Source organism: Limimaricola cinnabarinus LL-001, from assembly GCF_000466965.1.
In the GTDB taxonomy this organism is placed as follows: Bacteria; Pseudomonadota; Alphaproteobacteria; order Rhodobacterales; family Rhodobacteraceae; genus Limimaricola; species Limimaricola cinnabarinus.
This window is the reverse complement of sequence record NZ_BATB01000054.1, coordinates 1-24,618: the sequence shown is the minus strand read 5'-3', so window position 1 is coordinate 24,618 and position 24,618 is coordinate 1. Positions and strand designations below refer to the sequence as shown.

Annotated in this window: 28 protein-coding genes and 1 pseudogene; 18 read left to right on the top strand and 11 right to left on the bottom strand. The window is 68.1% G+C overall.

All coding sequences use genetic code 11. The features are described from left to right. Both MBELCI_RS14870 and MBELCI_RS14865 read right to left on the bottom strand, forming a co-directional pair. Positions 1 to 263 (bottom strand): flagellar basal body protein (locus MBELCI_RS14870; protein ID WP_045320262.1); only part of this gene is annotated, 263 nt, incomplete at its 3' end. Between the two features lie 97 nt (positions 264 to 360). After that, entirely contained in the window at positions 361 to 1,986 is a 1,626-nt protein-coding gene (locus tag MBELCI_RS14865) for a hypothetical protein (protein ID WP_021695072.1), read from the bottom strand. 289 nt (positions 1,987 to 2,275) lie between these two features. Here MBELCI_RS14865 and flgF point away from each other — a divergent pair, with 289 nt between their 5' ends. From flgF to MBELCI_RS20795, 5 genes are all read left to right on the top strand, one after another. Next, complete coding sequence (flgF, locus tag MBELCI_RS14860; protein WP_021695070.1) at positions 2,276 to 3,025, top strand: flagellar basal-body rod protein FlgF; 750 nt, start codon at positions 2,276 to 2,278, stop codon at positions 3,023 to 3,025. Between the two features lie 34 nt (positions 3,026 to 3,059). Then, positions 3,060 to 3,845, top strand: a complete 786-nt coding sequence (flgG, locus tag MBELCI_RS14855) for a flagellar basal-body rod protein FlgG (RefSeq protein WP_021695069.1) — start codon at positions 3,060 to 3,062, stop codon at positions 3,843 to 3,845. Between the two features lie 196 nt (positions 3,846 to 4,041). Continuing rightward, positions 4,042 to 4,509 (top strand): flagellar basal body P-ring formation chaperone FlgA, encoded by a 468-nt coding sequence (gene flgA, locus MBELCI_RS14850; RefSeq protein ID WP_021695068.1) that lies wholly within the window; start codon positions 4,042 to 4,044, stop codon positions 4,507 to 4,509. Then, complete coding sequence (gene flgH / locus MBELCI_RS14845; protein ID WP_021695067.1) at positions 4,506 to 5,282, top strand: flagellar basal body L-ring protein FlgH; 777 nt, start codon at positions 4,506 to 4,508, stop codon at positions 5,280 to 5,282. The genes flgA and flgH overlap by 4 nt, the downstream gene beginning before the upstream one ends. 62 nt (positions 5,283 to 5,344) lie before the next feature. Beyond that, entirely contained in the window at positions 5,345 to 6,139 is a 795-nt protein-coding gene (locus MBELCI_RS20795) for a hypothetical protein (RefSeq protein WP_131505563.1), read from the top strand. Here MBELCI_RS20795 and MBELCI_RS14835 read toward each other — a convergent pair. The 7 genes from MBELCI_RS14835 to MBELCI_RS14805 form a co-directional block, all read right to left on the bottom strand. Further along, positions 6,031 to 6,705, bottom strand: a complete 675-nt coding sequence (locus tag MBELCI_RS14835; protein WP_021695066.1) for a flagellar hook assembly protein FlgD — start codon at positions 6,703 to 6,705, stop codon at positions 6,031 to 6,033. The two genes, MBELCI_RS20795 and MBELCI_RS14835, sit on opposite strands and share 109 nt — an antisense overlap. 21 nt (positions 6,706 to 6,726) lie before the next feature. Beyond that, positions 6,727 to 8,625, bottom strand: coding sequence for a flagellar hook-length control protein FliK (locus MBELCI_RS14830; protein ID WP_021695065.1), 1,899 nt, complete (start codon positions 8,623 to 8,625; stop codon positions 6,727 to 6,729). Positions 8,626 to 8,631: 6 nt separating this feature from the next. After that, entirely contained in the window at positions 8,632 to 9,399 is a 768-nt protein-coding gene (locus MBELCI_RS14825) for a hypothetical protein (protein ID WP_021695064.1), read from the bottom strand. Between the two features lie 229 nt (positions 9,400 to 9,628). Beyond that, complete coding sequence (locus MBELCI_RS14820) at positions 9,629 to 10,612, bottom strand: flagellar motor protein MotB (protein WP_021695063.1); 984 nt, start codon at positions 10,610 to 10,612, stop codon at positions 9,629 to 9,631. Between the two features lie 124 nt (positions 10,613 to 10,736). Next, the gene (locus MBELCI_RS14815) at positions 10,737 to 11,180 is read right to left on the bottom strand and encodes a Ros/MucR family transcriptional regulator (RefSeq protein WP_021695062.1); all 444 of its coding nucleotides are present in this window, start codon (positions 11,178 to 11,180) and stop codon (positions 10,737 to 10,739) included. A 166-nt stretch (positions 11,181 to 11,346) separates the two neighbouring features. Continuing rightward, positions 11,347 to 11,589 (bottom strand): MucR family transcriptional regulator, encoded by a 243-nt coding sequence (locus tag MBELCI_RS14810; RefSeq protein ID WP_021695061.1) that lies wholly within the window; start codon positions 11,587 to 11,589, stop codon positions 11,347 to 11,349. Next, a complete protein-coding gene (locus MBELCI_RS14805; protein ID WP_021695060.1) occupies positions 11,586 to 12,632 on the bottom strand; it encodes a hypothetical protein in 1,047 nt (348 codons plus the stop codon). Before MBELCI_RS14805 ends, MBELCI_RS14810 begins: the two co-directional genes overlap by 4 nt. Positions 12,633 to 12,761: 129 nt before the next feature. Between MBELCI_RS14805 and motA the strand changes: the two genes are divergently transcribed. From motA to MBELCI_RS14780, 5 genes are all read left to right on the top strand, one after another. Beyond that, complete coding sequence (gene motA, locus MBELCI_RS14800) at positions 12,762 to 13,628, top strand: flagellar motor stator protein MotA (protein ID WP_021695059.1); 867 nt, start codon at positions 12,762 to 12,764, stop codon at positions 13,626 to 13,628. Next, positions 13,625 to 13,855: a hypothetical protein gene (locus MBELCI_RS14795; protein ID WP_021695058.1), complete on the top strand. Its 231-nt coding sequence runs from the start codon at positions 13,625 to 13,627 to the stop codon at positions 13,853 to 13,855. Before motA ends, MBELCI_RS14795 begins: the two co-directional genes overlap by 4 nt. Continuing rightward, on the top strand, positions 13,845 to 14,267 hold the full coding sequence (locus tag MBELCI_RS14790; RefSeq protein WP_131505562.1) for a hypothetical protein: 423 nt from the start codon (positions 13,845 to 13,847) through the stop codon (positions 14,265 to 14,267). Before MBELCI_RS14795 ends, MBELCI_RS14790 begins: the two co-directional genes overlap by 11 nt. Before the next feature lie 89 nt (positions 14,268 to 14,356). Continuing rightward, positions 14,357 to 15,457 carry a carboxynorspermidine decarboxylase gene (locus tag MBELCI_RS14785; RefSeq protein WP_021695056.1) on the top strand — a complete coding sequence of 367 codons (1,101 nt, stop codon included), beginning with the start codon at positions 14,357 to 14,359 and terminating at the stop codon, positions 15,455 to 15,457. A gap of 34 nt (positions 15,458 to 15,491) precedes the next feature. Continuing rightward, a complete protein-coding gene (locus MBELCI_RS14780; protein ID WP_021695055.1) occupies positions 15,492 to 16,727 on the top strand; it encodes a saccharopine dehydrogenase family protein in 1,236 nt (411 codons plus the stop codon). Between the two features lie 15 nt (positions 16,728 to 16,742). Here MBELCI_RS14780 and MBELCI_RS14775 read toward each other — a convergent pair whose 3' ends face one another. Beyond that, positions 16,743 to 17,936, bottom strand: coding sequence for an MFS transporter (locus tag MBELCI_RS14775; RefSeq protein WP_021695054.1), 1,194 nt, complete (start codon positions 17,934 to 17,936; stop codon positions 16,743 to 16,745). Between the two features lie 239 nt (positions 17,937 to 18,175). Here MBELCI_RS14775 and MBELCI_RS14770 point away from each other — a divergent pair, with 239 nt between their 5' ends. The 8 genes and pseudogenes from MBELCI_RS14770 (at position 18,176) to MBELCI_RS14740 (ending at position 24,287) form a co-directional block, all read left to right on the top strand. Beyond that, positions 18,176 to 18,571, top strand: a complete 396-nt coding sequence (locus MBELCI_RS14770; RefSeq protein ID WP_021695053.1) for a VOC family protein — start codon at positions 18,176 to 18,178, stop codon at positions 18,569 to 18,571. A 113-nt stretch (positions 18,572 to 18,684) separates the two neighbouring features. Then, positions 18,685 to 19,272 carry a TetR/AcrR family transcriptional regulator gene (locus tag MBELCI_RS14765; RefSeq protein WP_045320260.1) on the top strand — a complete coding sequence of 196 codons (588 nt, stop codon included), beginning with the start codon at positions 18,685 to 18,687 and terminating at the stop codon, positions 19,270 to 19,272. Continuing rightward, a pseudogene (gene curA, locus MBELCI_RS14760) lies at positions 19,272 to 20,299 on the top strand (NADPH-dependent curcumin/dihydrocurcumin reductase). Before MBELCI_RS14765 ends, curA begins: the two are co-directional and overlap by 1 nt. Before the next feature lie 34 nt (positions 20,300 to 20,333). After that, positions 20,334 to 21,017 (top strand): type 1 glutamine amidotransferase domain-containing protein, encoded by a 684-nt coding sequence (locus MBELCI_RS14755; RefSeq protein WP_021695050.1) that lies wholly within the window; start codon positions 20,334 to 20,336, stop codon positions 21,015 to 21,017. 196 nt (positions 21,018 to 21,213) lie between these two features. Then, positions 21,214 to 22,095 (top strand): putative selenate ABC transporter substrate-binding protein, encoded by an 882-nt coding sequence (locus MBELCI_RS14750; RefSeq protein ID WP_021695049.1) that lies wholly within the window; start codon positions 21,214 to 21,216, stop codon positions 22,093 to 22,095. Then, positions 22,095 to 22,532 carry an ATP-binding cassette domain-containing protein gene (locus MBELCI_RS22725; RefSeq protein ID WP_021695048.1) on the top strand — a complete coding sequence of 146 codons (438 nt, stop codon included), beginning with the start codon at positions 22,095 to 22,097 and terminating at the stop codon, positions 22,530 to 22,532. The genes MBELCI_RS14750 and MBELCI_RS22725 overlap by 1 nt, the downstream gene beginning before the upstream one ends. Before the next feature lie 80 nt (positions 22,533 to 22,612). Continuing rightward, positions 22,613 to 22,774: a hypothetical protein gene (locus MBELCI_RS22720; protein WP_369385472.1), complete on the top strand. Its 162-nt coding sequence runs from the start codon at positions 22,613 to 22,615 to the stop codon at positions 22,772 to 22,774. Between the two features lies 1 nt (position 22,775). Beyond that, positions 22,776 to 24,287, top strand: a complete 1,512-nt coding sequence (locus MBELCI_RS14740; RefSeq protein WP_021695046.1) for a PhnE/PtxC family ABC transporter permease — start codon at positions 22,776 to 22,778, stop codon at positions 24,285 to 24,287. A gap of 78 nt (positions 24,288 to 24,365) precedes the next feature. On the opposite strand, the gene MBELCI_RS14735 is transcribed toward MBELCI_RS14740, so the two are convergent. Further along, the coding region (locus tag MBELCI_RS14735) for an electron transfer flavoprotein subunit alpha/FixB family protein (protein ID WP_045320259.1) at positions 24,366 to 24,618 on the bottom strand (253 nt) is incomplete at its 5' end.

The following is a 24,618-nucleotide window of genomic DNA, read 5'->3' as shown; positions in this document are numbered from 1 at the left end:
GCACCGCCGATCGCGAGATCCGTGGAGTTGTTGGTGGCGCGCACCGCGCCCTCGGTGCTGACATCAGCACCTTGGAACGCACGCACGCCCGAGGGAGAAATGCCCGCATTGTCGCTCAGCGTAGAGGTCGTCACCATCTGCACGAAGCTGCGCCGATAGCCGTCGGTGTTGGCGTTGGCGATGTTCTCGGAGATCCGGCCCACGGCCGTGGAGTTGGCCTTGAGACCGCTGACGCCGGTCTGCATGGCGTAGGAAATGCTCATCCTGCCTGTCCTTCGTTTGTTGTGTCGCCGTGGCTTTCGACGCCTTGGCCGGTGGGTGGTACCGGCCAAGGCCAGTGGTGAGAGGCGGAGACGGTCATCAGCCGTCGCCCGCGACGCGTTCGAGACGTTGCAGGGCAGCATCGGCATCCTGCATCCGATCCGTGGCGGATTTTTGACCGATGGGCAGCGCCAGTGGCGCCACCGGCGCCAGCGAGCGGGCGACTTCGGCCAGTTCGGGGCTTCGCGCCAGCTGCGGCAGGCCATCGAGAAGCTCGGCGACGAGAGCCGTGTCGCCAGAGCGATGCGCCGCCAGCAGCAGGCGGATCGCCTCCCCCGCCCCGAGCGGCGTCTCGGGGTCGCGCCAGAGCGCGGCATAACCGTCACGTGCCGCTTCCCAATCGCCCCGGTCGAACAGCGCCGCCGCGCGCAGCCGTCGATAGCCCTCGGACGGGGTTTCCATGCGGGTCGCGATCACGCCCGCCCCGTCGCCTTGGGCGCTCGACAGCCGGGCGCGCAGCATCTCCATGCGGTCGCGCAACTCGGGCGCCGACGACGCCGTCGCCCCGAGCGCCTGCGCCGCAGCCGTGGTCTGGCCGCCGCGCAAGAGCGCCTCGGCCTGCGCCAGCCGCAGCATGTCGAGACGCAGCGCCGGGACCTCTTCGAGGCCCAGATCGCGCATCACGGCAAGCTGGTCGCGCAGCGTCGCGTATTCGCGTGCCGCCGCGTCCGTCGCGCCGATTTCGAGCAGGCGCGCCGCCAGCTTCTCGGCCTGCGCGGCGAAACCGGGCCGGAACATCAGGTCGGGCGAGAGCCTGCGATGCGCCGCCACGAAGGCGCCGATCGGCAGCGCCCCGGAGGCGCCGCGCGCATAAAGCTCCGCCACCATCTCATCGAGCCGCGCGGCCGATCCCAGCGCGGCGTCGCTCAAGGCATGGCGGCGCTGGATCTCGGTCATCGCGGCGATCGCGGCCTCGGTCTCGCCGCGCCCGTGCTCGACCTCGGCCAGCCGCTCCAGCGTGGCGATCTCCAGCGCATCGCCACGCCACAGCCGCCAGCTCTGCCGCAGCAGCGCCGCGCCGTCCTCTGGCGTCAGCGTGCCGGTGGCGCGGCCCAGGTCGATCAGCGCCAGCCGCGCCCTTTGGGCCCAGGCATCGGCGCCGCCCGCGGCCATGGCATAGCTGTCGAAGGCCATCACCGGGTTGCCCCCGGCCTGCGCCGCGCGGCCCAGAAGAAATCGGTAGGCGCTGCCGCCGCGCAGCTCGGCGTGGGCATCGAACCTCTGTGCAAGGCCATGCGCATCGTCCCAGAGCCGCGCGTCGATCGCCGCCTCCAGGAGCTCGGGCAGCAGCGTCGCGGCGAGGGCCGGCGGCATGGCGTCGAGCAAGGGCCCCACCTGCGGCAGATCGGTGGCGGCCGCAGCCGCATCGCCTTCACGGGCCCGGGCCAGCGCCCGCCAGACCGGTGCCTCGGGCCAGCCGCTCTCCGTCTCGATCTGCAGCCGCGCCGGCAGCGGCGGCGGCGCGGTGCCCCCATCGACGCCCCAGATCGCGAGGGCGAGGCGGTCGCGGCGCTGCGACTGCGTGGGATCGAGCCCTTCCGGTCCCGCCTCAGGCAAGCCCGACAGGAAGGACCGCGCCTCGGGCGCGAGGGCCACGCCCACCGACAGGGCGGCGAGGTCGAGCAGAAGCCGCGACCTGTCAGAGCCGCCGGGGGCTTCCGACAATGCCTCGATCAGGGCGCGCGCCGTTCCAGATATCCGGATGCCGGGGGCACCATAGTGGTCTGTTCGGGCGCAAACGCGAGGCGCGGCCCCACGTCCTCCGGCGCCTCTGCGGCCACCGGGGCCGCCAGCAAGGCCACCCCCAGACATATGCTCAGTAATCTTGGCAAATCCGCCACGAACCCATGAATTGATTATGCCTATCCTTGATCGAATCCCGTATCAAAGCAACAACAGCGTCAATAACGACGTGCAAGCGTCGAGAATCGTGGGAATCGGGAGACAGGACGCGATGGACAACAGCACCTATGTTTCGCTGTCCCTCGCCACGGCGATGCGCAACGCGCTCGACGTGACGGCCAACAACATCGCCAATGCCAACACCGCCGGCTTCAAGGGCGAACGGGTGGTATTCGACAGCTACCTGCACCGCGAAACCGGCGTCGACGAGACGCGCGACACCGAATTCCTGATCGATCAGGGCTCCTACATGAACCCCGAGCAGGGCGCGATGTCGCGCAGCGGCAACCCGCTCGACCTCGCGCTGCAGGGCGACGGCTGGTTCGGCTACGAGACCGGCGACGGGCGCACCGCCTATGGCCGCGACGGGCGCTTCGCGCTCGACCCCAACGGCGCGCTGGTAACGCTCTCGGGCGCCAAGGTGCTCGACGCGGGCGGCGCGCCGATCTCCCTGCCGCCCGATCTCGGCGGCGATGTCTCGATCTCGCAGGACGGCACGATCTCGACCCTGACCGGCGGCGTGATCGGGCGGGTCGGCTTGTTCGACCTGCCCGACCTGCAATCCTTCGAGCGCATCGGCGCGGGCATGTTCGTGCCCCCCGAGGGCGTCGACACCGCCCGCCCCGCCACCGGCGGCACCCGCGTCATGCAAGGCATGATCGAATCGAGCAACGTCCAGCCGGTGGTCGAGATGACCCGGCTGATGGCGATCCAGCAGGCCTATGAGCGCGCGCTCAAGCTCGTGGGCAGCGAAGACGACCTGACGCGCGACATGCTGCGCCGCATCGGCAGCGTCGGCTGACCCCAATCCCCGGACCCGGCACAGGAGCCCCCACATGAAAGCCCTCGGAATCGCCGCGACCGGCATGCTGGCGCAACAGACCAACGTGGACGTCATCTCCAACAACATCGCCAACGCCAACACCACCGGTTTCAAGTCGAGCCGCGCGGCGTTCCAGGACCTGATCTACGAAACTGTGCGCCGCGAGGGATCGCTCACCTCCGAGGCGGGCACGGCCCGGCCCACCGGCGTCGATATCGGCTTTGGCGTCGAGACGGCGGGCACGGTGCGGCTCAATACCCAAGGCGGGCTGATGTCGACCGAGAACCAGCTCGATCTGGCCATCGACGGGCGCGGCTTCTTCGCGGTGAACCTGCCCGATGGCGGGCAGGCCTTCACCCGTGACGGCGCGTTTCAGCTCTCGGCCGAGGGCCAGATCGTCACGCTTCAGGGCTACGAGCTCGATCCCGGTATCGTGGTGCCCGACAACACCACGCAGGTCGAAATCTCCGAACAGGGCGTCGTGATGGCCTATGTCGGCGGCGATCCGACCCCGGTGGAGCTTGGCCGTCTCACCATGGCGACCTTCACCAACGAGGCCGGGATGCGCCAGCTCGGCTCGAACCTGCTCGAGGCCACCACCGCTTCGGGCGACGCCGTGCCGGCCAATCCGGGCGACGAAGGGATCGGCATCCTGCGGCAGGGCTACCTCGAAAACTCCAACGTCAACATCATCCAGCAGATCACCGACCTGATCTCCGCGCAGCGCGCCTACGAGATGAACTCCAAGTCGCTCGAGACAGCGGACCAGATGATGACCGCCGCCAACCAGATCAAGTGATGCGCGCGCTGGCCCTCCTCGTGGCGCTCGCCGCCCCTATCGCCTGTCCCGCGACCGGCATCGCGGCACCGCTGCCGGTGCTGGTGGAGGAGCGCGCGCGCGACCATCTCGCCCGTCGCTGCCGGGCCGGGCCGAGTTCGAGATCGGTTTCGCGGGCCAGCCGCCGAATGAGGCCGCCTTCATTGCCGAGTTCTGGATGGACCCGGCCTCGGGGCGTTTTGTCGCCAATGCGATCGACGATACCGGCGGGTTGCACCGGGTCAGCGGCCTCGCCGCCGTGATGGTGCCGCTGCCGGTGCCGAACCGGCGGCTGATGCCCGGCGACATCGTTGCGGCGGAGGATCTGACCGAGATGCGGCTGCCGCAGGCGCGCCTCGGCCCCTATGCGGTGGTCGAGCCCGAGGCCGTGATCGGCATGCAGGTGCGAAGGATGCTCCCAGAGGGGCGCCCGGTCATGGTGCAATCGGTGATGCAGCCCTTGGTCATCGACCGCGGCGACGAGGTTACCATCACATTTTCGGACGGGGCGATGCGCCTGTCGGCGCCGGGTCGGGCGCTGTCGGACGCGCATCGCGGCCAGGACGTCCGCATCGTCAACACATCCAGCAACACCACCCTCACCGGCACCGCCGTCGCCGAGGGCATCGTGGAGGTCTCCCGTTGAGCCGCACCCATCTGCGCCCCCTTCCCGTTCTTCTGCTTGGAGCGGCGCTCGTCTCCGGCTGCGGCGGGGTGCGCGACAAGTTCGACCGCGATCCGCAGACCTCGGCCATTGCCGTGAACCCGGTGACGGTCCCCGAGGCGGCCGCCGTCTCGGTGCCGATGCCGCCCCCCGCGCCGCCGCGGGTCTATCAGCGCGCCGAGGCGGCCTCCTTGTGGGAGCGCGGCGGTTCGGGCGGGTTCTTCGCCGACCAGCGCGCCTCGCAGGTGGGCGACATCCTGACCGTCGACATCGAGATCGACGACCGCGCGCAGCTCAGGAACGCGGGCCAGCGGTCGCGCGACGGCCAGAGCAGCGTCGCCTTCCCCACCCTGTTCGGCTATGGCACCCAGATTGACAAGATCCTGCCCGGCGTCGGCCCCGGCGACCTGCCGCAGGGCGACATCGTCGATATCGGCTCCTCTACCGACGTGTCGGGCTCGGGTTCGATCACCCGCAACGAATCGATCGAGCTCAAGGTCGCGGCGCTGGTGGTGCAGATGCTGCCCAACGGCAATCTCGTCATCGCCGGACGGCAGGAGGTCAAGGTGAACCAGGAGCTGCGCGAGCTGCGCGTGGCGGGGATCATCCGGCCCGAGGACATCCAGATGAACAACACCATCCCCTACGAGAAGATCGCCGAGGCACGGATCACCTATGGTGGGCGGGGCCAGCTGTCGCGCACGCAGGAGCGCGGCTATGGCGAGGATGCAATGGACATCATTCTGCCCTACTGACACGAAATTACCGCCACGAAGCATCGGCATGATGGACCGAACGCACAACACGCGATGGTCCGATGAAATCCATGATCCTGATGATCTCCCTGCCTCTGGCCTGTCTCGCCGGCGGCTACGCGGCGGGGATGTTCCTCGTCCCGGCCAGCGAACAGCAGGTGGCGATGGCCGAACCTGCGACGCTGACCGATGCGGAGCCGGGCCAACCCGGCGACCGCGCGGCGCTCGGCATTCCGCCCGCCCCCGTCGACCCCGAGGCGCATGGTGAGGCAAGCGCCTCTGAGAAGGCCGCCCCCTCGGATTACGGCGACGCGGAGGCAACGGGGCAGGACCAGACCGCCTTTCTGCTGAGCATCGGACGGCTGACCGTGCCGGTGCTCAAGCCGCGCAGCATCACCTATGTGGTGGCCGACATCGCCCTTGCGATGCCTGACGCAGCACTGGTGGCGCAGGTCCGCGACACCCCCGAAACCCTGATGCGGATGCGCGACGCGGTGCTGACCTCGCTCAGCGAAGCGGCGACCACCCCGGCCATGACCGGCCCCGCGATCGACACGGAGATGCTCTCGGGGCGGGTGCTGGCCGATCTCAAGGCGATGGGCATGCCGATCGAAGAGGTGCTGTTTCCGAACCTGTTCAAGCAGGACGTGGCCCGTCAGGACATCCCGCAGTCCCGCTGCCACACCGGCGGCGGCGGTCGCCGCGCCGGAGCCGGAGCCCGACGCGCTGACGCACTGAGGATCGGGGGTCAGCGGATGCCGACGATGCTGTCGGGCGACACCTCGGCCCCCGACGCCAATTGCAGCACCGGGGTGCCGTCCCGGAACGCCACCCGCTCGACCTGCCCTTCGGCATAGGTCGAGAGGAACACCGGCTCGTCGTCGGCATCGAGCGCCTCGACCTCGACCCGAAAGCTACCATCCGGCACCCGCAGACCGTCGCGGTCGAGCCCGTCCCAGATCACCTCGTGTCGGCCCTCGGAGCCGCCCGGAAGCCCGTCGATGCGCCGCAACTCGGTGCCGTCATCGCCCAAGATGCGCGCCGAGACCGAGGCGGCCGTCCCGTTCAGCGCATAGGAAAAGCCCGCCGTGCCGCCGGCAAGCGCGATCTTGTCGGTCGGCACCAGCACCTCGCGCCCGATCAGCATCGCGTCCTCGCGCGCGTTGGCCGCGCCGAGCCGCGCCTCGATCTTCTCGAGCGTGTCGTTGGTGGCGATCGACTGCTCCACCTGCGTCAGCTGCGCGAGCTGCGACACGAAGGTGGTCGAATCCATCGGCTCCAGCGGGTCCTGGTTCGAGACCTGCGCGATCAGCAGCTTGAGAAAGCTCTGGTAGTCGGCGTCGAGCTTGTCGCGGCTGGCGCTCGCGGCGCTGGTCGTGGCGGCCGTCGCGGCGGCGGTGCTCGTAGAAGAAATGGATTCCATCTCAGGAAGGCTCCGATTGGCTCAGGTGAGGATGTCGAGTTGACCGTTGCCGGTCGGCGAGGCCGGGGCATCGGTGGCGGGGGCCATATCCGTGTCGGCAGCGGTGGCGGTCCCAGCGCCGGTGCGCCCCGTGCCACGCCGGTCCTGCGCGGAGCCGTCGCGCTGGCCCCGGTCGAAGGATTCGAAGCTGAGCTGCCCCTCCGCCACGTCCGAGCCGCTGTTGCCGAGCATCGCCATCAGGCCGTCGCGGTCGCCCCGCAGCGCTTGCAGGACGGTCTGGTTCTCGGCCCGGATCACTACCTTGAGCTGGCCTGCGTCGCGGCTCAGCTCGATTTCGACCTCGCCCAGCCCGCCGGGGGTGAGCGCGATCCGGGTCCGCCCCTCGACCACCGAGGTTTCGCGAATCTGGGCTGTCAGGGCGCGGGAAAAGCCGCTGGGCATCGGTGGTGGCGGCGGCGAGGCCGGAGCAATCCGAGGCTGGGCTGCGGCTTCGGTCGCGCGCGGCGGCGCGGCTCCGGGTTCGGAGGCGGGAACCTCGTGCACGGGCAGCTCCGGGCTGGCCGCATCGGCCCCGACATCGCCCTGCCGCGCCGCCTCGGACAAAAGGGCGGCAAAGCTCAGCGGGGTGCGGGTCTCGGCCTCACCGGCCGGCGCCATGGGCGCGGCTAGGGGTGAGGCCACGTCTACCGCCGCTGCGCTCGGGGCTTGAGGAGCGGCTGTAACGGGCGGGGCCGCTGCGACCTCACCCGCGCCGGGTGGGGATGGCGCGGTCAACGGGCCCATATGGGCCGCTCCGGCCTGCGCCGCTGTCGGCACCGCCGCGGCATTCGGCAAGATGGGGGAGGCGTCCGCCCGCGTGGCCGTAGCCACCGAAGCGCCCGGGGTGGCGGGCATCGCGATTGCCTTGGCTGGCGTCGTCGATCCGGTCTGCGCTGCCAGAACAGCCCCCTCGCCATTCTGGAGGGGCGAACCGGTCTGCACCGGCAGAGCCGCCTGCCCGCCAGCCTGCTGAGCCAGTCCGGTCCGCGCTTCCAAACCGGCCTGCTCTCCCTGCAGCGGGGTCGAACCGGTCTGCGCCGTCGGAGCGGCCTGCCCGCCAGCTTGTGGGACCGACCCGGCTTGCGTTGCCAAATCGGCCTGCTCTCCATCCTGTGGTGTCGAGCCGGCCTGCGCCCTCGGAGCGGCCTGTTCCCCATCCCGGAGGGCCGTTGCTTGCGGTGGGCGCGCCGTCTGCGTCGCCTGAGAGATGGCCGAAGCCGAACTCGAAACCGGGGGCGGACCGTCAGCCGAAGGTTCCCCCGGTACGGCCGACAATCCCCGCGTGACGGGCTGCGCCACAAGTGCGGCGCGTGCCGAAGCCCGGCTCGGGCCGTGGTCTTGAGCCTGCGCCGCCATGTCGAGCAGGTCGGAAATCCTCGTCAGGGTCGCGGTGACCCCGACCGGGGCCGCGTCCGGCGCTATCGCCTGTACCGCGTCCTGCGCCGCCGCCGCGACCGGCGCGACCGCGAATGTCGCGCTCGTGACCGTCGCCCCGGACGGCGGCGCCGCGCCGGGAAGAGTGAGGAGCGCCGTCAGGTCGGTATCCTGCGCCGCGTCGAACTCCGAAATGGCGCCACGCAGCGCGGTATCCATGCTGGAGACGGCGTCGGCCTGTGCGGCAGTGTCGGTTCCGGCCGCCACGAGCTGCGCCAGACCGTTCCGGGCGATATCCTCCAGATCCTCTAGCAACGCCTCGAGCACGGGCGGCCCGCCCGGCGCGGTGGCCTTGGCGGGTGCCGCGGCAGCGGTATCTGTCGCGCCCCCCTCCCGCGCGGCCAGCAGTGCCGCGAACGCCGCACCGTCAACGCCGGACGGGCGCGCTGCGGCAGCTGGTGCTGCCATGGCGCGCCCGGTCTGGGAGGCAAGGAGGGGTGCCACCATCGGCCCTCAGCCTTCGCCGGCGGTTTCGCCCTGTGCCGTGCAGGACTGGCGCAGCAGGTCGTCGACCCGGCGGCCGATGGCGCGCAGCCAGGCATCGTGGGACCGCCCGGTGGCGTCAAAGCGCACGAGGCCGACCGTGGCGAGACCGGCGGCAGGGGCCTCGAAGCTGGCATCGAGCGTTTCGAGGTAGGCGCGAAGCCGCGGGCTGTCGAGGAACAGCGGCCCGCAGATCAGCTCGTCCGGGTCCGATCCGCGCACCACGGGACCGGTCCAAAGACCCGCGAGCACCGCCGCCAGGCCGGCGCGGAACGGCGCCGGCACAAGGCCGAGCCGCGCCAGCTCGGGGCTGCGCGACAGGGCGTCGTAGCCCTGTGCCAAAAGATAGAGCGCGGTGGTTTCCTGCTGGGCGGAAAACACGCCGCGCTGCACCGCGTCGATCAGCAGCTCACCGACCAGACGGCCGGCAAGCTGCGATCGCGCGGCATCCCCGGCACCGGGCCGCATCGCGGCCCGGTCCAGGATCACCACCAGCGCCCCTTGCGGGGTCGCCAGCGACAGCTCTTCCTCGATCACATCGCCCAGCGCCAGCGCCGGCATCAGTTCGGTCTGCTCGGGCAGGATCTGCCCGCCCACGCGATCCCCGCGCATCAGTCCGATCCGCCGCATCGGCATCAGCGCGTCGAGTAGACGTCCGAAACGGACGCCGGTGTCGCTGTTCTCGACGCATGCGATATCGCCGCGCCAGATGGCTTCGAGAAGGTTACTGCTCTGCATCGATCCGCCCTGTTTTCGGGTCTGGTTTGGTCTCCCGCGACACGCCGCTTTTGCGGTTCGTGTCGCCGGCTTTCGGTACCCCGCCGCGGGCCTGTCCGCGGTGTCCGTATGAGGCCTGTTCAGATAGCAGAGCAAATGAGGCCGAAATGGGGCAGACCCTATCCTAAATCGCCGCCGTGACGGTCATCGTGGCAGATCTGCATCAACCGAACCCGCCGGGGGCCGGGGATCAACGCTGCTCCCCGTCCGTGCCGTGGCCCGGTTCGGGATATTCCAGCAGCAGCCCGATCCGCCTGTTCTGCGGGGCTTCGGGGCGGTCGGCAAAGAGGGGTTCGGTATCGGCCAACCCGCTGACCCGGCTGATCCTCTGGGCCGGGAGACCCGCATTGATCAGCGCCCGTCGCGTGGCGTTGGCCCGGTCCGACGACAGCTCCCAATTGCCATAGTCGTTCTGCCGTGCAAACGGCAGCGAATCCGTGTGGCCCGAAATAGCGAGGTCCTGCGTCATGTCGCGAATCGTCTCGCCGACGATCTCGATGAGCATGCGGGTCTGCGGCACGATGCGGGCGCTGCCGGTAGCGAACATCGGGCGCTCATCCTCGTCGAGGATCTGCATGAGCAGCCCCTCGGGCGTGCGGTCGAGACGCAGGTTGTCACCGATATCGGCCAGCTCCGGCGTCGCGGCGATGCGATCGGCGATCTCGTCCTCGATGGCGTCGAGTTCGGCCTCGCGGCGGTCGAGCGCAGCCTGCATCCGTACCGCGGCGGCCGCCAGTTCTCGGTCGCGCAACTCTTCGGCGCTGGGCGGGGCGGCATCGGCGGGCAGGTATTCGACCACCACCTCAGGCGGCGTGTCGCGCAACCGGCTGTCGAAGGCTTTGAGCGGATCATTCGTGCCGAAATCGGGCAGGTCCGGCACATCGACCGGCGGCGTGCCCTCCGAAGCCTGCATGTCGCCCGCGATGTCGACGATCTGGCCGCGCAGCACCCCGTCGGAGCCGCCACCCCGCAGCATGCTCATCGAGGGCGTGAAATACTCGGCGAGACCTTCGAGCTTTTCCTCGTCACTCGCCGCGAGAATCCATAGCAGCAGGAAGAACGCCATCATCGCGGTCATGAAGTCGGCATAGGCCACCTTCCAGCCGCCGCCGTGATGCTCGTGATGACCGTCGTCCTCGATCTTCTTGATGATGATGGTCTGACCGACGGCCATGGCCTGCTCCCCTGCCCGCGCCGACCGGCGCGCCTGTCAATCCGCCGGGCCGGATCGGCGCCGCGGAATCTGCGTGATGAATTGTTCTGGCCTGCCTCGGATCAGCCCGGCCGATCCCGAAGGATCAGCCGACGATCTCGTCGTCGCGGCGCACGGTTTCGCGGCTGTAGCGGCCGAAGCCCACCTTGCGGGCGTAGTTGGCCTTGCGCCGCGAATAGCTCGGGGCGACCAACGGCATCTCTTCGGGCAGGCCGAAGGCGGCGCGGTATTCGGCCTCGGTCATGCCGTGCTCTGCGCCCAGATGCCGCTTGAGCATCTTGAACCCCTTGCCGCAGCACAGACAGAACACCTTGTCCTCCGTCACGGCGCGCGACAGCGGGATCGCCGGGGTCATCGTGCCCGATACCGGGGCAATAAGCGCATCGGTCGGCGCGCCCTCTTCGATCTTCAATTCGCGGCTGAGCTTGGCGACCAACGCGACGATATCGTCGGAATCGACATCGGGCCGTGCGGCATAGGATGCGACGATCGTGCTGAGAAGTTCGGTCTTGGAATCCGGTTTGGTCATGTCTGCCCTTTCATCCAGGGAGAGCGCGGCACCCGGCGGCATCGACAGCCCGAGAGAGGTGGACCGATGCGACAGTTGACGGCATCTAGTCGAATTCTTCGACGGCAATGATTTATTCTTGCATGTATTGTTGCCACGCGCAACCAATCCTTTGCTCAGGTTCGGCTCATACGCTGAATTCCGCCCGTCTGCGCAGATAGTTCGGCGCAGCCATCGGATATTCGGGCGGAAGGTTCCAACGCGCGCGGTACTGTTCGGGTGTAAGATGCAGGGTTTCGCGCAGATGGCGGCGCATCAGCACCAGCTTGCGCCCGGTTTCGAGGCAGATGATGTAATCAGGCGTCACGCTGGTCTCGATCGGAACGGCGGGACGCCGTGCCTCGGGGGCCGGCCCCGCATCCGCGCTCACCGCACCGCCTCCGCGCCGGCGAGCGCGGCAAGACCGGTGCGCGCGGGGACGAGCGATCCGGCCCCGTCCTCGGCGATGGCGAAGGGGCTCCAGCCGATCGCCAGCGACCCGCCGAGCAGTACCATGCCTATTACCACCAGCGCCGCGCGCAAGGGCCGCCTGAGGCTCCAGCCCTCCTCGACCTCGACCATCGGCGCCTCGGGCGGGGCGACGGTTTCAGGCAGCATCGGGCGCACGAAGATGCCGGTCGCGGTGATCGACACCTGGGCATGGTGGGTCTGCTTGCGAAACCGCGCGGCCCAGGCTTCGGGAAACTGCTCTTGCGGCATGTCGATGACCAGAGCAACCCCTGCCTGCCAGTCGGCAAGTGCCCCACGTGGCAGCACGAAGCAGCCGAAATCCGCGCTGTGGCCGACATTGCCGACGGTGACCGGCATCTCGTTGCCCTGCGACGTCTCGGGGTCGAGCGTCAGGCGCACCCTTGCACCCTGCCCGTGAAGCTGGGCGGAAACGAGCGTGCATTCGCGCCGCGCGGGGTCGCTCGCGGCCTCGTAGCCTTCGGGGAAAAGACGCGGCTCTGGCGCGGGGGCCGCACGCCGGACCGCGCGCCGTTCGCTGACCTGCGGCAGATCGCTTTCGAATTCGTCCGCGAAGGGCCGGGCCCGCTGTCCGATCACCGCCTCGGGGTCGAGCCCCTCCTCGCAGGCGAAGCGATAGTTGATCGCGTAATCCTGAGCGCTCTCGCTCAACCCTTCGGTCGAGGCGGCGAGCGCCAGAAGCTGCTGTTCTTCGGAGAAACGCACCCGGCGGGTGGCGAAGCCCTCGACCTGCGGCACGACCGCCAGCGTCTCGGCCTCCTCGCCCAGCGCCTCGCGCAGGGTTTCGAGCACGCGGCCCGCCTCGTCGCGGTGATGCACCAGAAGCTCGCAGCGCCCCGCCCCGTCGAGCCGGACCATCAGTTGCATGGCCTCCGGCCAGTCGCGCATCACGCCGCGCAGGCTGTCCTCTTCGAGGAAATAGGCGAGGGTCTCGACGCTGCTCATTTCAAACACCACTGCGGCAAACTTGGAAACTATCCTTGATTATGCTTGAATTGGTGTCAATTATCCTTATCGGATTTAGGCGGAAAGACGCGATGCTGTGTCGCGGACGCAAGGTTTCGGAGAGCTGCGATGACCCTAATCCTCGGACTTGTCATGGTTTTCGGGCTGGTCTTCGGTGGATTCATGCTGTCGGGCGGCAACATGGACATCGTGCTCTACGCCCTGCCCTACGAGGGCATGATGATCGGCGGCGCGGCTCTCGGCGCTTTCGTCATCGCCAACTCGATGACCGTCATCAAGAGCGCGCTCAAGGGCGTCGGCAAGGTGCTGAAGGGGCCGAAATGGAAGGCCGCCGATTATGAGGCACTGCTCAACCTGATGTACGAGCTGAGCCGCCTCTACAAGCAAAAGGGCATCCTCGCTCTCGACGAGCATATCGAGACGCCCAAGGACAGCTCGATCTTTCAGCGGTATCCGACGATCCTCAAGGACCACTTCGCCACCGAGCTGATCACCGACAGCTTCCGCATGCTGGCGATGCAGTTCGACGACAAGTACCAGACCGAGGACGTGATCAACCGCAAGATCAAGAAGCATCACCACGAGGCGCTGGGTGCCGCAGGAGCGATCCAGACAATGGCCGACGGGCTGCCCGCGATTGGCATCGTCGCGGCCGTGCTCGGCGTGATCAAGACCATGTCCTCGATCGATCAGCCGCCCGAAATTCTGGGCAAGATGATCGGCGGCGCGTTGGTGGGCACATTCCTCGGCGTGTTCCTCGCCTATTGCATGGTCCAACCGGTTTCGGGACGATTGAAGCAGATCGAGGACGAGGACGGGGCCTTCTACCTGATCATCCGCGACATCTTCGTCGCAATGGTCGCCAACCACCCGCCGAACATCTGCGTCGAGATCGGCCGCGGCAACATCCCGACCTCCAAGCAGCCCGACTTCTACCGTGTCGAGGCCGCGCAGAAGGAACTTCCGGCGGCATGATCCGGGCAGTCCTCCTCGCCTGCACCCTTCTAGCCGGTCCCGCCCTTGGCGCGGGGTCGACCGAACCCGACGAGGGCAAGGAGGAGGCCGAAACACCTGCCGCCGGGATGCCGCCCGCCCCCTACGCGCTGCTGCCGCCCGAGCAGGTCAACGCCTTTCCGCCCGAGATCCTCGCGCGGATGCGCGCCGCTCTCGTGGCGCTGGAGACCGCGCGCGATGGCAACTAGGCGTGACCGGGCCTTGGGGCTGATCGAGCGGCTGCACCGGGTCGAGATCGAGGCCCGCGCCGTCGAGCTGAATACGCTGCGCGACCGCATGGCCGATCTGGAGCGTCGCAGCGCCGAGACGGCCGAGGCGCTGGCCCGCGACGGGCACATCGTGTCGATCGAATCCGCGCCTTATGTCGGGGCCTATATCCGCGACGCCCGCGCCCAGATCGGCGCGCTCGATCGCGCACGCTCCGACCTCGAGCCGCAGGCGGCAAAGCTCGAGGATGCGATGCGCGAGAGCTTTCGCGAGATGAAGACCGTCGCCACCGTCGCCGCCCGCGCGAGGTTGCGCGCCGCCCGCAACCGCGTCGCACGCGAGGCCGCGGAGACCGACGAGGTGGTGCTGCTGCGCTGGGGCCGCGAGGGCTGACCCCCACGGCTCCTGTTGAGCCTGCCGCGGCGCATGTCTATATGCCCCTCGCGCCACCCGCCCGTGGCCCGACACGCGAGGGAGCCCCGATGACGCTGCGAACCCCCTATTATCTCATCGACAAGCAGGCGCTGCTGCCCAATCTCGAAAAAATCGCGAAGCTGCGCGAGCTTTCGGGCGCCAAGTCGCTGCTGGCGCTGAAATGTTTCGCCTCGTGGTCGGTGTTCGACCTGATGAGCGAATACATGGATGGCACCACCTCGTCGTCGCCCTTCGAGGTGCAGCTCGGGCGCAAGCATTTCCCCGGCGAGACCCACGCCTATTCGGTGGCGTGGGACGAAGCCGACATCCCGGAGGTGCTCGCCAACTCCGACAAGATCATTTTCAACACCATCGGCCAGCTTGAACGCTTTGGCGAGGCGGCCAGGAACCACGTGCGGGGCCTGCGGGTGAATCCCGGCATCAGTTCGTCGTCCTTCGACATCGCCGATCCCGCCCGCCCCTTCTCGCGGCTGGGCGAGCATGATCCAGCGCGGATCGAGACGGTCTGCGATCAGGTCACCGGCTTCATGTTCCACAACAATTGCGAGAACGCCGATTTCGACCGCTTCGACGCGATGCTGGGCCAGATCGAGGACCGCTTCGGTCATCTCATCTCCCGCATGGAGTGGATCAGCCTCGGCGGCGGCATCCATTTCACCGGCGCGGGCTACCCGCTGGAAAAGTTGGCCGAGCGGCTCAAGCGGTTCTCCGAAACCCATGGCGTGCAGGTCTATCTGGAGCCGGGCGAGGCCGCGATCACCAACTCCACCACGCTGGAACTGACGGTGCTCGACACGCTCGACAACGGCAAGAACCTCGCCATCGTCGACAGCTCGATCGAGGCGCATATGCTCGATCTGCTGATCTACCGCGAGAGCGCGAAGGTCAGCCCCGACACCGGCGAACACGAGTGGATGGTCTGCGGCAATTCCTGCCTTGCGGGCGACATCTTCGGTGAATTCCGCTTTGAGGAACCGCTGAAGCCCGGCGACCGCGTCTCGATCCGCGACGCCGCGGGTTACACGATGGTCAAGAAGAACTGGTTCAATGGCGTGCGCATGCCCGCCATCGCGGTGCGCGAACTCGACGGCACGGTTAGGTCCGTGCGCGAATTCGGTTATGGTGACTTCGAAGCCGCCCTGTCCTGAGGCGCGGCAACACATGAAAGGAGGCTCGAGGGTCTTGAAGAAGAACGTCCTCATCATCGGCGCCGGTGGCGTCGCCCAGGTCGTGGCGCACAAATGCGCGCAGAACGCCGACCTGCTCGGAGACATCCACATCGCCTCGCGCACAGAGGCGAAATGCGAGGCGATCCTCGCCAGCGTCCGTGAAAAGGGGGCCCACAAGACCGACGGCATCCTCGCGGTCCATGCCGTGGATGCGACCGACAGCATGGCCGTCGCCGCGCTGATCGAGAAGACCGGCGCGCAGATCGTCATCAACGTGGCTTCGGCCTTCGTGAACATGCACGTGCTCGACGCCTGCATCGAGACCGGCGTCGCCTATATCGACACCGCGATCCACGAGGAGCCCGACAAGATCTGCGAAACGCCGCCGTGGTACGGCAATTACGAGTGGAAGCGGCAGGAACGTTGCGCCGAGAAGGGCGTCACCGCGATCCTCGGCGCGGGCTTCGATCCCGGCGTCGTCAACGCCTATGCCCGTTTTGCCATCGACGAATACATGGACGAGGTGAAGTCCATCGACATCGTCGACATCAACGCCGGCTCCCACGGCAAGTACTTCGCCACGAACTTCGATCCGGAGATCAACTTCCGCGAATTCACCGGCACGGTCTATTCGTGGCAGGACGGGGCGTGGCAGGAGAACGAGATGTTCGAAGTGGGCCGGGACTGGGATCTTCCGGTTGTCGGCACGCAGCGCGCCTACATGTCGGGCCATGACGAGGTGCATTCGCTCGCCACCAACTACCCCCATGCCGATGTGCGGTTCTGGATGGGCTTCGGTGAGCATTACATCAACGTCTTCACAGTATTGAAGAACATCGGGCTTCTGTCCGAGCAGCCGGTGACGCTGGCCGAAGGTCAGGAGGTCGTGCCGCTCAAGGTGGTGAAGGCCTGTCTGCCCGACCCGTCGAGCCTCGCGCCCGACTACACGGGCAAGACCTGCATCGGCGATCTGGTAAAGGGCCTGAAGGGCGGCGAGGAGGTCGAGGTCTTCGTCTACAACGTGGCCGACCACAAGGACGCCTACGAGGAAGTGGGCAGCCAGGGCATCTCCTACACCGCGGGCGTGCCGCCCGTGGCCGCCGCGATGCTCATCGCCACCGGCGAATGGGACGCGCGAGAGATGCGCAATGTCGAGGAAATGGACCCCAAGCCCTTCCTCAAGGTGCTGGGCCAGATCGGCCTCGGCACCTGGGTGCGCCGCGACGGCACCGACGAAAAGCTCTACTGACGGGACCGGGCGGCCCTAGCGCCGCCCGCCTGCCAACTGCGCCGCCTCGGGCAGGCGGCGCAGCATTAACATCGCTACCGCGCCGATCACCGGCCCCGGAACGAGCACCAAGAACGCCCAGCGCCAGCCGCCCATCAGACCTGCCACCCACGGCATGATCTGGATCGCCACCACCGTCAGCGCAAAGCCGATCCCGAGTTGCAGCGTCACGGCGGTGCCGACGAAACGTGGCTCGGCCAGCTCGGTCACGGCGGCCGAGAATTGGGCGCTGTCGGCCACGATCGTCACGCCCCAGATCACCGCCACCAGCGCCAAGAGCCAGCCCGGCCCGTCGAAGGCAAAGCCGATGACGAGCGCCGAGGCCCCCGACAGCCCCATCATCAGCGCCGTGGTGGCGCAGCGGCCGATCCGGTCCGACAAAGCCCCCGCCAGCACGCAGCCCAGCGCTCCGGACGCCACGACAAGGAAGGTAAGCATCGACGCGGAACCCATTGGAAAAGTGAGTATTTCCGCCTCTGCCGCCGTGGCGAAGGCAAGGAACCACGCCCACATTGCGTAAAGCTCCCACATATGGCCGAAATAGCCGAGATTGGCGAGCATGACGCCGCGATTGCGCAACGCGGCGAGGCTCTGGTGCGGGTCGAAAGTGGCGCGGCCAAAGCCATGCGGCCCCTCGGCCAGCCCCAGACCGAACAGCGCGGCGGCAAGCCCGGTGACCAGCGTCGTGCCGATCACCACGGCGCGCCAATCCAGCCCTTCGGTCAGCGCGCGCAGCAGATGTGGCATCGATGAGCCGAGCGTCAGCGCTCCGATGAGAAAGCCCAACGCCAGTCCGCGCCCGCGCGTGAACCACGTCGCCATCAGCTTGATCGCGGGCGGATAGACCCCCGCCAGCGCCGCCCCGGTGAGTGCGCGCGCCGCGATCGCCGCCCCGGCTCCTGGCTCCAAGAGCAGCACCGCGTTGGCCAGCGCCGCGACCAGCGCCGAGACCGCCATCAGTCGCGGCAGCGCCACGATGTCGGGCAGGTTGACGAGGCTCGCCCCAACTGCGCCTGCGACGAAGCCCAGTTGCACGGCGTTGGTGAGCCACGCTTGCGCCCCCGCGCTCAAGGACCAGTCACGCACGAGATCCGGCAAGATCGCCGTGGCCGAGAACCAGCTCGTCATCGCGCAAACCACGCCGCGCAGATCAGCGCCAGAGCGCGCCATTGCCCTCCCGCCGAACCGGTGGTCATGCGATCCTCATGAAATGGCTTCTCAAATCTACTCCGCAGAACCAAATGCCCATATTCGTTCCGTTTCCGCCGGAGCTTGTTCGTCGTCTCGTCATGCCGCCCCTCGTCATTGCCGCGACACTCCCCCGGCGCGGTGCGCGTGTCGAGAGGGGCTGGACCCCGAAGCCCGGTTTCGGCATTCGGCCAGCGAACCATCCGAGGAAAGGACGCTTTATGGCCAAGATGATCCATTCGATGATCCGCGTACGCGACGAGGCCCGCTCACTGGCCTTCTACGACCTGTTCGGCCTCTCCATCACCGAGCGGCTCGATTTCGAGAGCTTCTCGCTGATCTATCTGAGCAACCCCGAGAGCGGCTTCGAACTGGAGCTGACGGTGAACAAGGGCGACACGGCTTACGACCTCGGAAATGGCTACGGCCATCTCGCCTTTCTCGAGGACGATCTGGAAACGATGCACAGGCGGCTCGTCGAGGCCGGTCACTCGCCACGCGACATCAAGGATTTCGCGCCCGATGGCGACACCGTCGCGCGGTTCTTCTTCGTGGCGGACCCCGATGGCTACGAGATCGAGGTTCTGGCGCGCAAGGGCCGCTTCGCGGCTCAGTGACCCATGGTTCGGGGCGGCGCCGCGCCGCCCCGGCATCTTCCTGACCTCAAGTCACCCAATGCATCGGCGCGGCGCCACTAGACGACCGGTCTAGTGGACCCCATTTGCCAGTCATGACCGACACGCGACAGCATATCCTCGCCACCGGACGCGCCCTTGTGGCGCGGCACGGCTATACCGGCGTCGGGCTCTCCGAGCTTCTGCGCGAGGCCGGGGTGCCCAAGGGCAGCTTCTACCATTTCTTCCGCTCCAAGGAGGCCTTTGGCTGCGCCTTGCTCGACAGCTTCGTCGAGGGCTATGCCGAGGATCTGACTGCAACGCTCGGCGCACCGGACAAACCCGCGCGTGCCCGGCTCTTGGCCTATTTCGAAGGCTGGCGCATGCGCCAGTCGGGCGATGCCTACGAGGCGCATTGTCTGGTAGTGAAGCTTTCGGCCGAGGTGGCCGAATTGTCGCCCGGCATGCGCGAGGTGCTGAACCACGGCGTCTCGGCCATCGTTGCCCGCCTTGCGGCGGTGGTCCGCGAAGGCGCAACCGACGGCTCCCTGCCCGCACATCCCGATCCGCAGATGCTCGCCACCACGCTCTACCAGATCTGGCTCGGCGCGAGCCTGATGGGCGCGCTGTCGCGCGATACCCTCCCCTATGACGGCGCCCTGACCGCGACGGCGGCGCTTATCGACAACAAAGGAAACACCTGATGCCCCAATCCCCCGACACCAACCGCCGCTGGGTCCTTGCCGAACGCCCCAAGGGCGAGCCGGACGATGACACGCTGCGGCTCGAGACCGCTTCGGTGCCCACACCCAAGGATGGCGAGGTTCTGTTGGCGACCGAGTTTCTGTCGCTCGATCCCTACATGCGGGGCCGGATGAGCGATGCGCCCTCATACGCCGCGCCGGTCGAGATCGGCCAGCCGATGGTCGGCGGCACAGTGGCCCGCGTGGTGACGTCCAACAACCCGAACTTTGCGACGGGCGACCGGGTGGTGAGCTTCTCGGGCTGGCAGGACTTCGCCGTCGCCGACGGCACCGGCCTCAACAAACTGCCCGCCGACATGGCGCATCCCTCATGGGCGCTGGGCGTGCTGGGCATGCCGGGCTTCACCGCATGGGCGGGCCTGCGCGAGATTGGCAGGCCCGAGGCGGGCGAGACGCTGGTGGTCGGCGGCGCAACCGGGCCGGTGGGCTCGACCGTGGGCCAGATCGCCAAGCTCAAGGGCCTGCGCGCCGTGGGCGTCGCGGGTGGCCCCGAGAAGTGCCGCCACGCGGTCGAGAACTTGGGCTTCGACGCCTGCGTCGATTACAAGGCCCCGAGCTTTGCCGAGGATCTGGCGCGCGAGACGCCGGACGGCATCGACGTCTATTGGGAAAACGTCGGCGGCGCGGTGTTCGATGCGGTGCTGCCGCAGCTCAACACCGCCGCGCGCATCCCGCTTTGCGGCCTGATCTCGCAATACAACGCAACGTCGCTTCCTGATGGCCCGGACCGGATGAACTGGCTCATGGGACAGATGCTGCGCAAGCGGATCACCATGCGCGGCTTCATCATCTTCGACGATTTCGGCCATCTCTATCCGGAGTTCGCCAAGGAAATGGGTGCTTGGGTCGCGGAAGGAAAGATCACCTACCGCGAGGAGATGATCGACGGGCTGGAACAGGCGCCCGCCGCCTTCGTTGGCCTGCTGCGCGGCGAAGCTTCGGCAAACGCGTGATCCGCGTCGCCTGAACGGCACCGCACCCGGTATTCAAGGAAAGACCATATGACCAAGATTCTGATGATCCTCACCTCGCATGACCGCCTCGGCGACACCGGCGAGAAGACCGGCTTCTGGCTCGAGGAGTTCGCGGCCCCCTACTACGTCTTCAAGGACGCGGGCGCCGAGGTGACGCTGGCCTCGCCGCAGGGCGGTCAGCCGCCGCTCGATCCCAAGAGCGACGAGGAGGACTTCCAGACCGACGCCACCCGTCGTTTCAAGGACGACAAGGAAGCGCAGGAGCAGCTGGCCTCGACCGAGCGTCTGGACGAAATCTATCCCACGCAATACGACGCGGTGTTCTATCCGGGCGGCCACGGCCCGATGTGGGATCTCGCCGAGAACGCCGACAGCCGCCGCATCATCGAGGCCTTCGTGAACAACGACCGCCCGCTCGGCGCGGTCTGTCACGCCCCGGCCATCTTCCGCCACACCCAGACCGAGGACGGCAAGCCGCTGGTCGAGGGCCGCAAGGTCACCGGCTTCACCAATGGCGAGGAAGAAGGCGTCGGCCTCACCGATGTCGTGCCGTTCCTGCTCGAGGACATGCTCAAGGGACATGGTGCGGACTACTCCAAGGGCGAGGATTGGGCGCCCTACGTGCTGGTCGACGGCAAACTCGTCACCGGTCAGAACCCGGCGTCGTCGGAAGAGGCCGCGCGTGAGCTTCTGAAGCTCGTCGACGCCTGATCCGGCAGGCATCGCCTGAACGGGCTCGTCCGCGCATCGCGGGCGGGCCTTTGTCATGCGATCCGCCAACGCGGCAGGTGATTCACCGCGCCGCGTATCATCCCGAAGGCCGACCTTCCTCCGAGGAGAAGCTGATCGCTTGCCTTGCGCGCATGAGGGCCTAGAAGGGCCATGGACACCAGACGGAGCCAGATCCATGCCCATCCGCCTCAACCGCCGCGCCCTGCCGCTGGCCGCCCTGCTCTTCGCGGCGCTGCCCGCTGCCGCCCAGGACCCGGCCACGCTCTACTTCTCGGCCATCCCCGATGACGACGAGACACGCCTGCAGGAGCGGTTCGGCAAGGTCGCGGACTACCTCGAAGAGACCTTGGGCGTGCCGGTGGCATATGTGCCGGTCAAGGATTATGCCGCCTCGGTCACCGCATTTCGCAACGACCAGATCCAGCTTGCCTGGTTCGGCGGCCTGTCGGGCGTGCAGGCCCGCCGCATGGTGCCGGGCAGCCGGGCCATCGCCCAAGGCGCCGAGGACGAGAGCTTCGTCACCTATTTTATCGCCAACACCGACACCGGCCTGACCGAGCCCGAGGACGGCACCTTCCCCGAAGGCCTCGAAGGTCTGAGCTTCACCTTCGGGGCGCAGGGCTCGACCTCGGGGCGCTTGATGCCCGAATACCACCTGCGCGAGATCACCGGACAGGCGCCGCAGGACTTCTTCTCCGATGTCGGCTTTTCGGGCGACCACGGCCAGACGCTGCGCCTCGTGGCCTCGGGGGCCTATGATGTCGGCGCGCTGAACTACAGCGTCTATGAGCAGGCCCTGACCGAAGGGGCGCCCGAGGTCGAGACCGCCACCGTGATCTGGCGCACGCCGCCCTATCCCGATTACAACTGGACCATTCGCGGCGACGTGGACACGCGCTGGGGCGAGGGCTTTGCCGATCGGGTGCAGGCGGCGCTGATCGCGCTCGACGACGCGGAGATCCTCGAAAGCTTCCCGCGCTCGGCCTTCATCGAGGCGAGCGACGCGCTCTATGCCCCGATCGAGGATACGGCCCGAGAGCTCGATCTGATCGACTGATGACGTTGCCGCCGCTCCTGCGCTTTGAGGGCGAGACGCTGTCGTGGGACGACACGGCCGTGCTCGACCGTGTCTCGCTGTCGCTGTCGCGCGGCGAGCGGCTGGTGCTTCTGGGGCGCTCGGGTTCGGGCAAGAGCACGCTGCTGAACGCGATCCGGCTCAAGCTTGAGGCGCAGGCCTCGGCGCCGCGTCTGGCCCTCGTGCCGCAAGATCCGGGGCTGGTGCCGCAGCTTTCGGTGTTCCACAACGTTTGGATGGGGCTGCTCGACGACCACTCCGCCGCCTACGGGCTGCGGGTTCTGCTGCGCCCGCCGGGGCGCGAGAGGGCGCGCGCCGCCCCCGCGATCGCCCGTGTCGGGCTCGCGGGGTTCGAGCGGCGGCGCATCGGCTCGCTTTCAGGCGGGCAGAAGCAGCGCACCGCGCTGGCGCGCGCCTGACGCGCGGCGGCGACGCCCTGATCGCGGACGAGCCTGTCTCGGCCGTCGATCCGCGCCAGTCGGGCGACCTGCTCGACGCTTTGGCCGAACGCTTCCATACCATGGTGCTGGCGCTGCACGATCCGGCACGGGCGCTCTCCATCGGCACCCGGATCATCGGCATCCGCGCCGGGCGCATCGTGCTCGACCGCCCTACACAGGGGCTGACGCTGCCCGAGCTTTATGCGCTCTACGAAGGCTGAGATGGCCGCGCCGCGCCGTCTGGCGGCCTCTCGCGTGCTGGCGGGCTTCGGGCTGGCCACTCTCGTGGCGCTGCTGCTGGCGGATCTCGACCTCGCGCGCCCCGACCCGTGGCTGACCCTGCGCCGCATCGGCGGGGGGCTCGTCGCGCCTCAGATCGGCGATCCCGCGGCCTTGGCGCGGGCCGCCGCCCTCACCGTCGCCTTCGCGGTCTGCGGCGTCTTCGCGGGCGCGCTGGCGGGCTTCGGCCTGAGCTTCGGCTACCGGCTGCGCCCAATCCGGGGGCTGTGCATCCTCGTGCGTTCGGTGCACGAGCTGTTCTGGGCGCTCCTGCTGCTGGGCATCACCGGCCTCGGGCCGCTCACCGGCGTGCTGGCCATCGCCCTGCCCTATGCGGGCATCTTTGCCAAAGTCTTCGCCGAATACCTTGCCGAGGCAGACCCGGCGGCGGGCCGGGCCCTGCCGCGCCGCACGCCGCCCCTGTCACGCCTTTTGTGGAGCCGCCTGCCGCTGGCCCTGCCAGAGCTTGGGGCCTACACGCTCTATCGTCTCGAATGCGGCCTGCGCTCCTCGGCCGTTCTGGGCTTCGTCGGGCTGCCGACGCTGGGCTATCTGCTCGAGACCGACTTCCGTCAGGCCAATTACGGGGCAGCGGCGGCCACGCTCGGGGTCTATCTCGCGCTGATCCTGCCGATCCGCTACTGGATGCGGCTGCGCCTCGTGCCCCTATGGCTCGGCATTTCGGTCTGGCTGCTGTCGCGCCATCCCACGCCGCCGATGGGCGACGGAGCGCTGTGGCGGTTCATGAATGACGCGGTGCCCGCGCCGATCCGGTCGGGCGATTGGGCCGGGCTCTGGCCGTGGCTGGGCAAGCTGCTCGGCGATCAGGCACTGCCCGGGGTGATCGCCACGCTGATCCTGTCGCAGCTGGCGCTGGCGCTGGCCGCCGCCGTGGCCGTCATCGGCTTTCCGCTGATCGTGCGCCGTGTCGCGGGGCGCATGGGCGCGCTTCTCGGGCATCTGGCATTGGTGCTGTCGCGCTCCATCCCCGATTACATGCTGGCCTTCCTGATCCTGCAGGTGACCGGCCCCTCGATGATCCCCGCCATCCTCGCGCTTGGCCTGCACAACGGCGCGATCATCGCGCATTTGATGGGGCGGCAGGGCGACGCGCTGGTGCCAAAGCTCAGGCCTGACGCACCGCGCGGGCTGCGGCTGGCGGCGTGGGAGCTGTTGCCGCGCCTGTCGGGCAACTTCTTCGCGCTGTGCCTTTATCGCTGGGAGATCATCGTGCGCGACAGCGCCATTCTCGGGCTTCTGGGCATTGCCACGCTGGGCTTTTATGTCGATGCCGCCGTGCAGGAGTTGCGCACCGATCGCGCGGTGCTGCTGCTCATGGTCGCGGCGATGCTGACGCTCGGGATCGACACGCTGTCTGGTTGGATCAGGGCGCGGATGAGGCTCTCGGCGCCAGGCATGCGGCGGGCCGAGCCGGAGCAGGCAGAAGCGGCGTGAAAGAAAGATGAGTATTTGAAGAATGAAGTGGCCGAGGTCCGGCCCGGCACGGAAACCTCCCGCGCCGGGCCTGCGGCTTCACAGCTTCTCGGTCAGCTCCGGCAGCACCTCGAACAGATCGCCGACGAGGCCGTAATCGGCGACCTGGAAGATCGGCGCCTCCTCGTCCTTGTTGATGGCGACGATGACCTTGCTGTCCTTCATGCCCGCGAGGTGCTGGATCGCGCCCGAGATGCCGACCGCGACGTAGAGCGCGGGTGCCACCACCTTGCCGGTCTGCCCGACCTGCCAGTCGTTCGGCGCATAGCCTGAATCCACCGCCGCGCGGGAG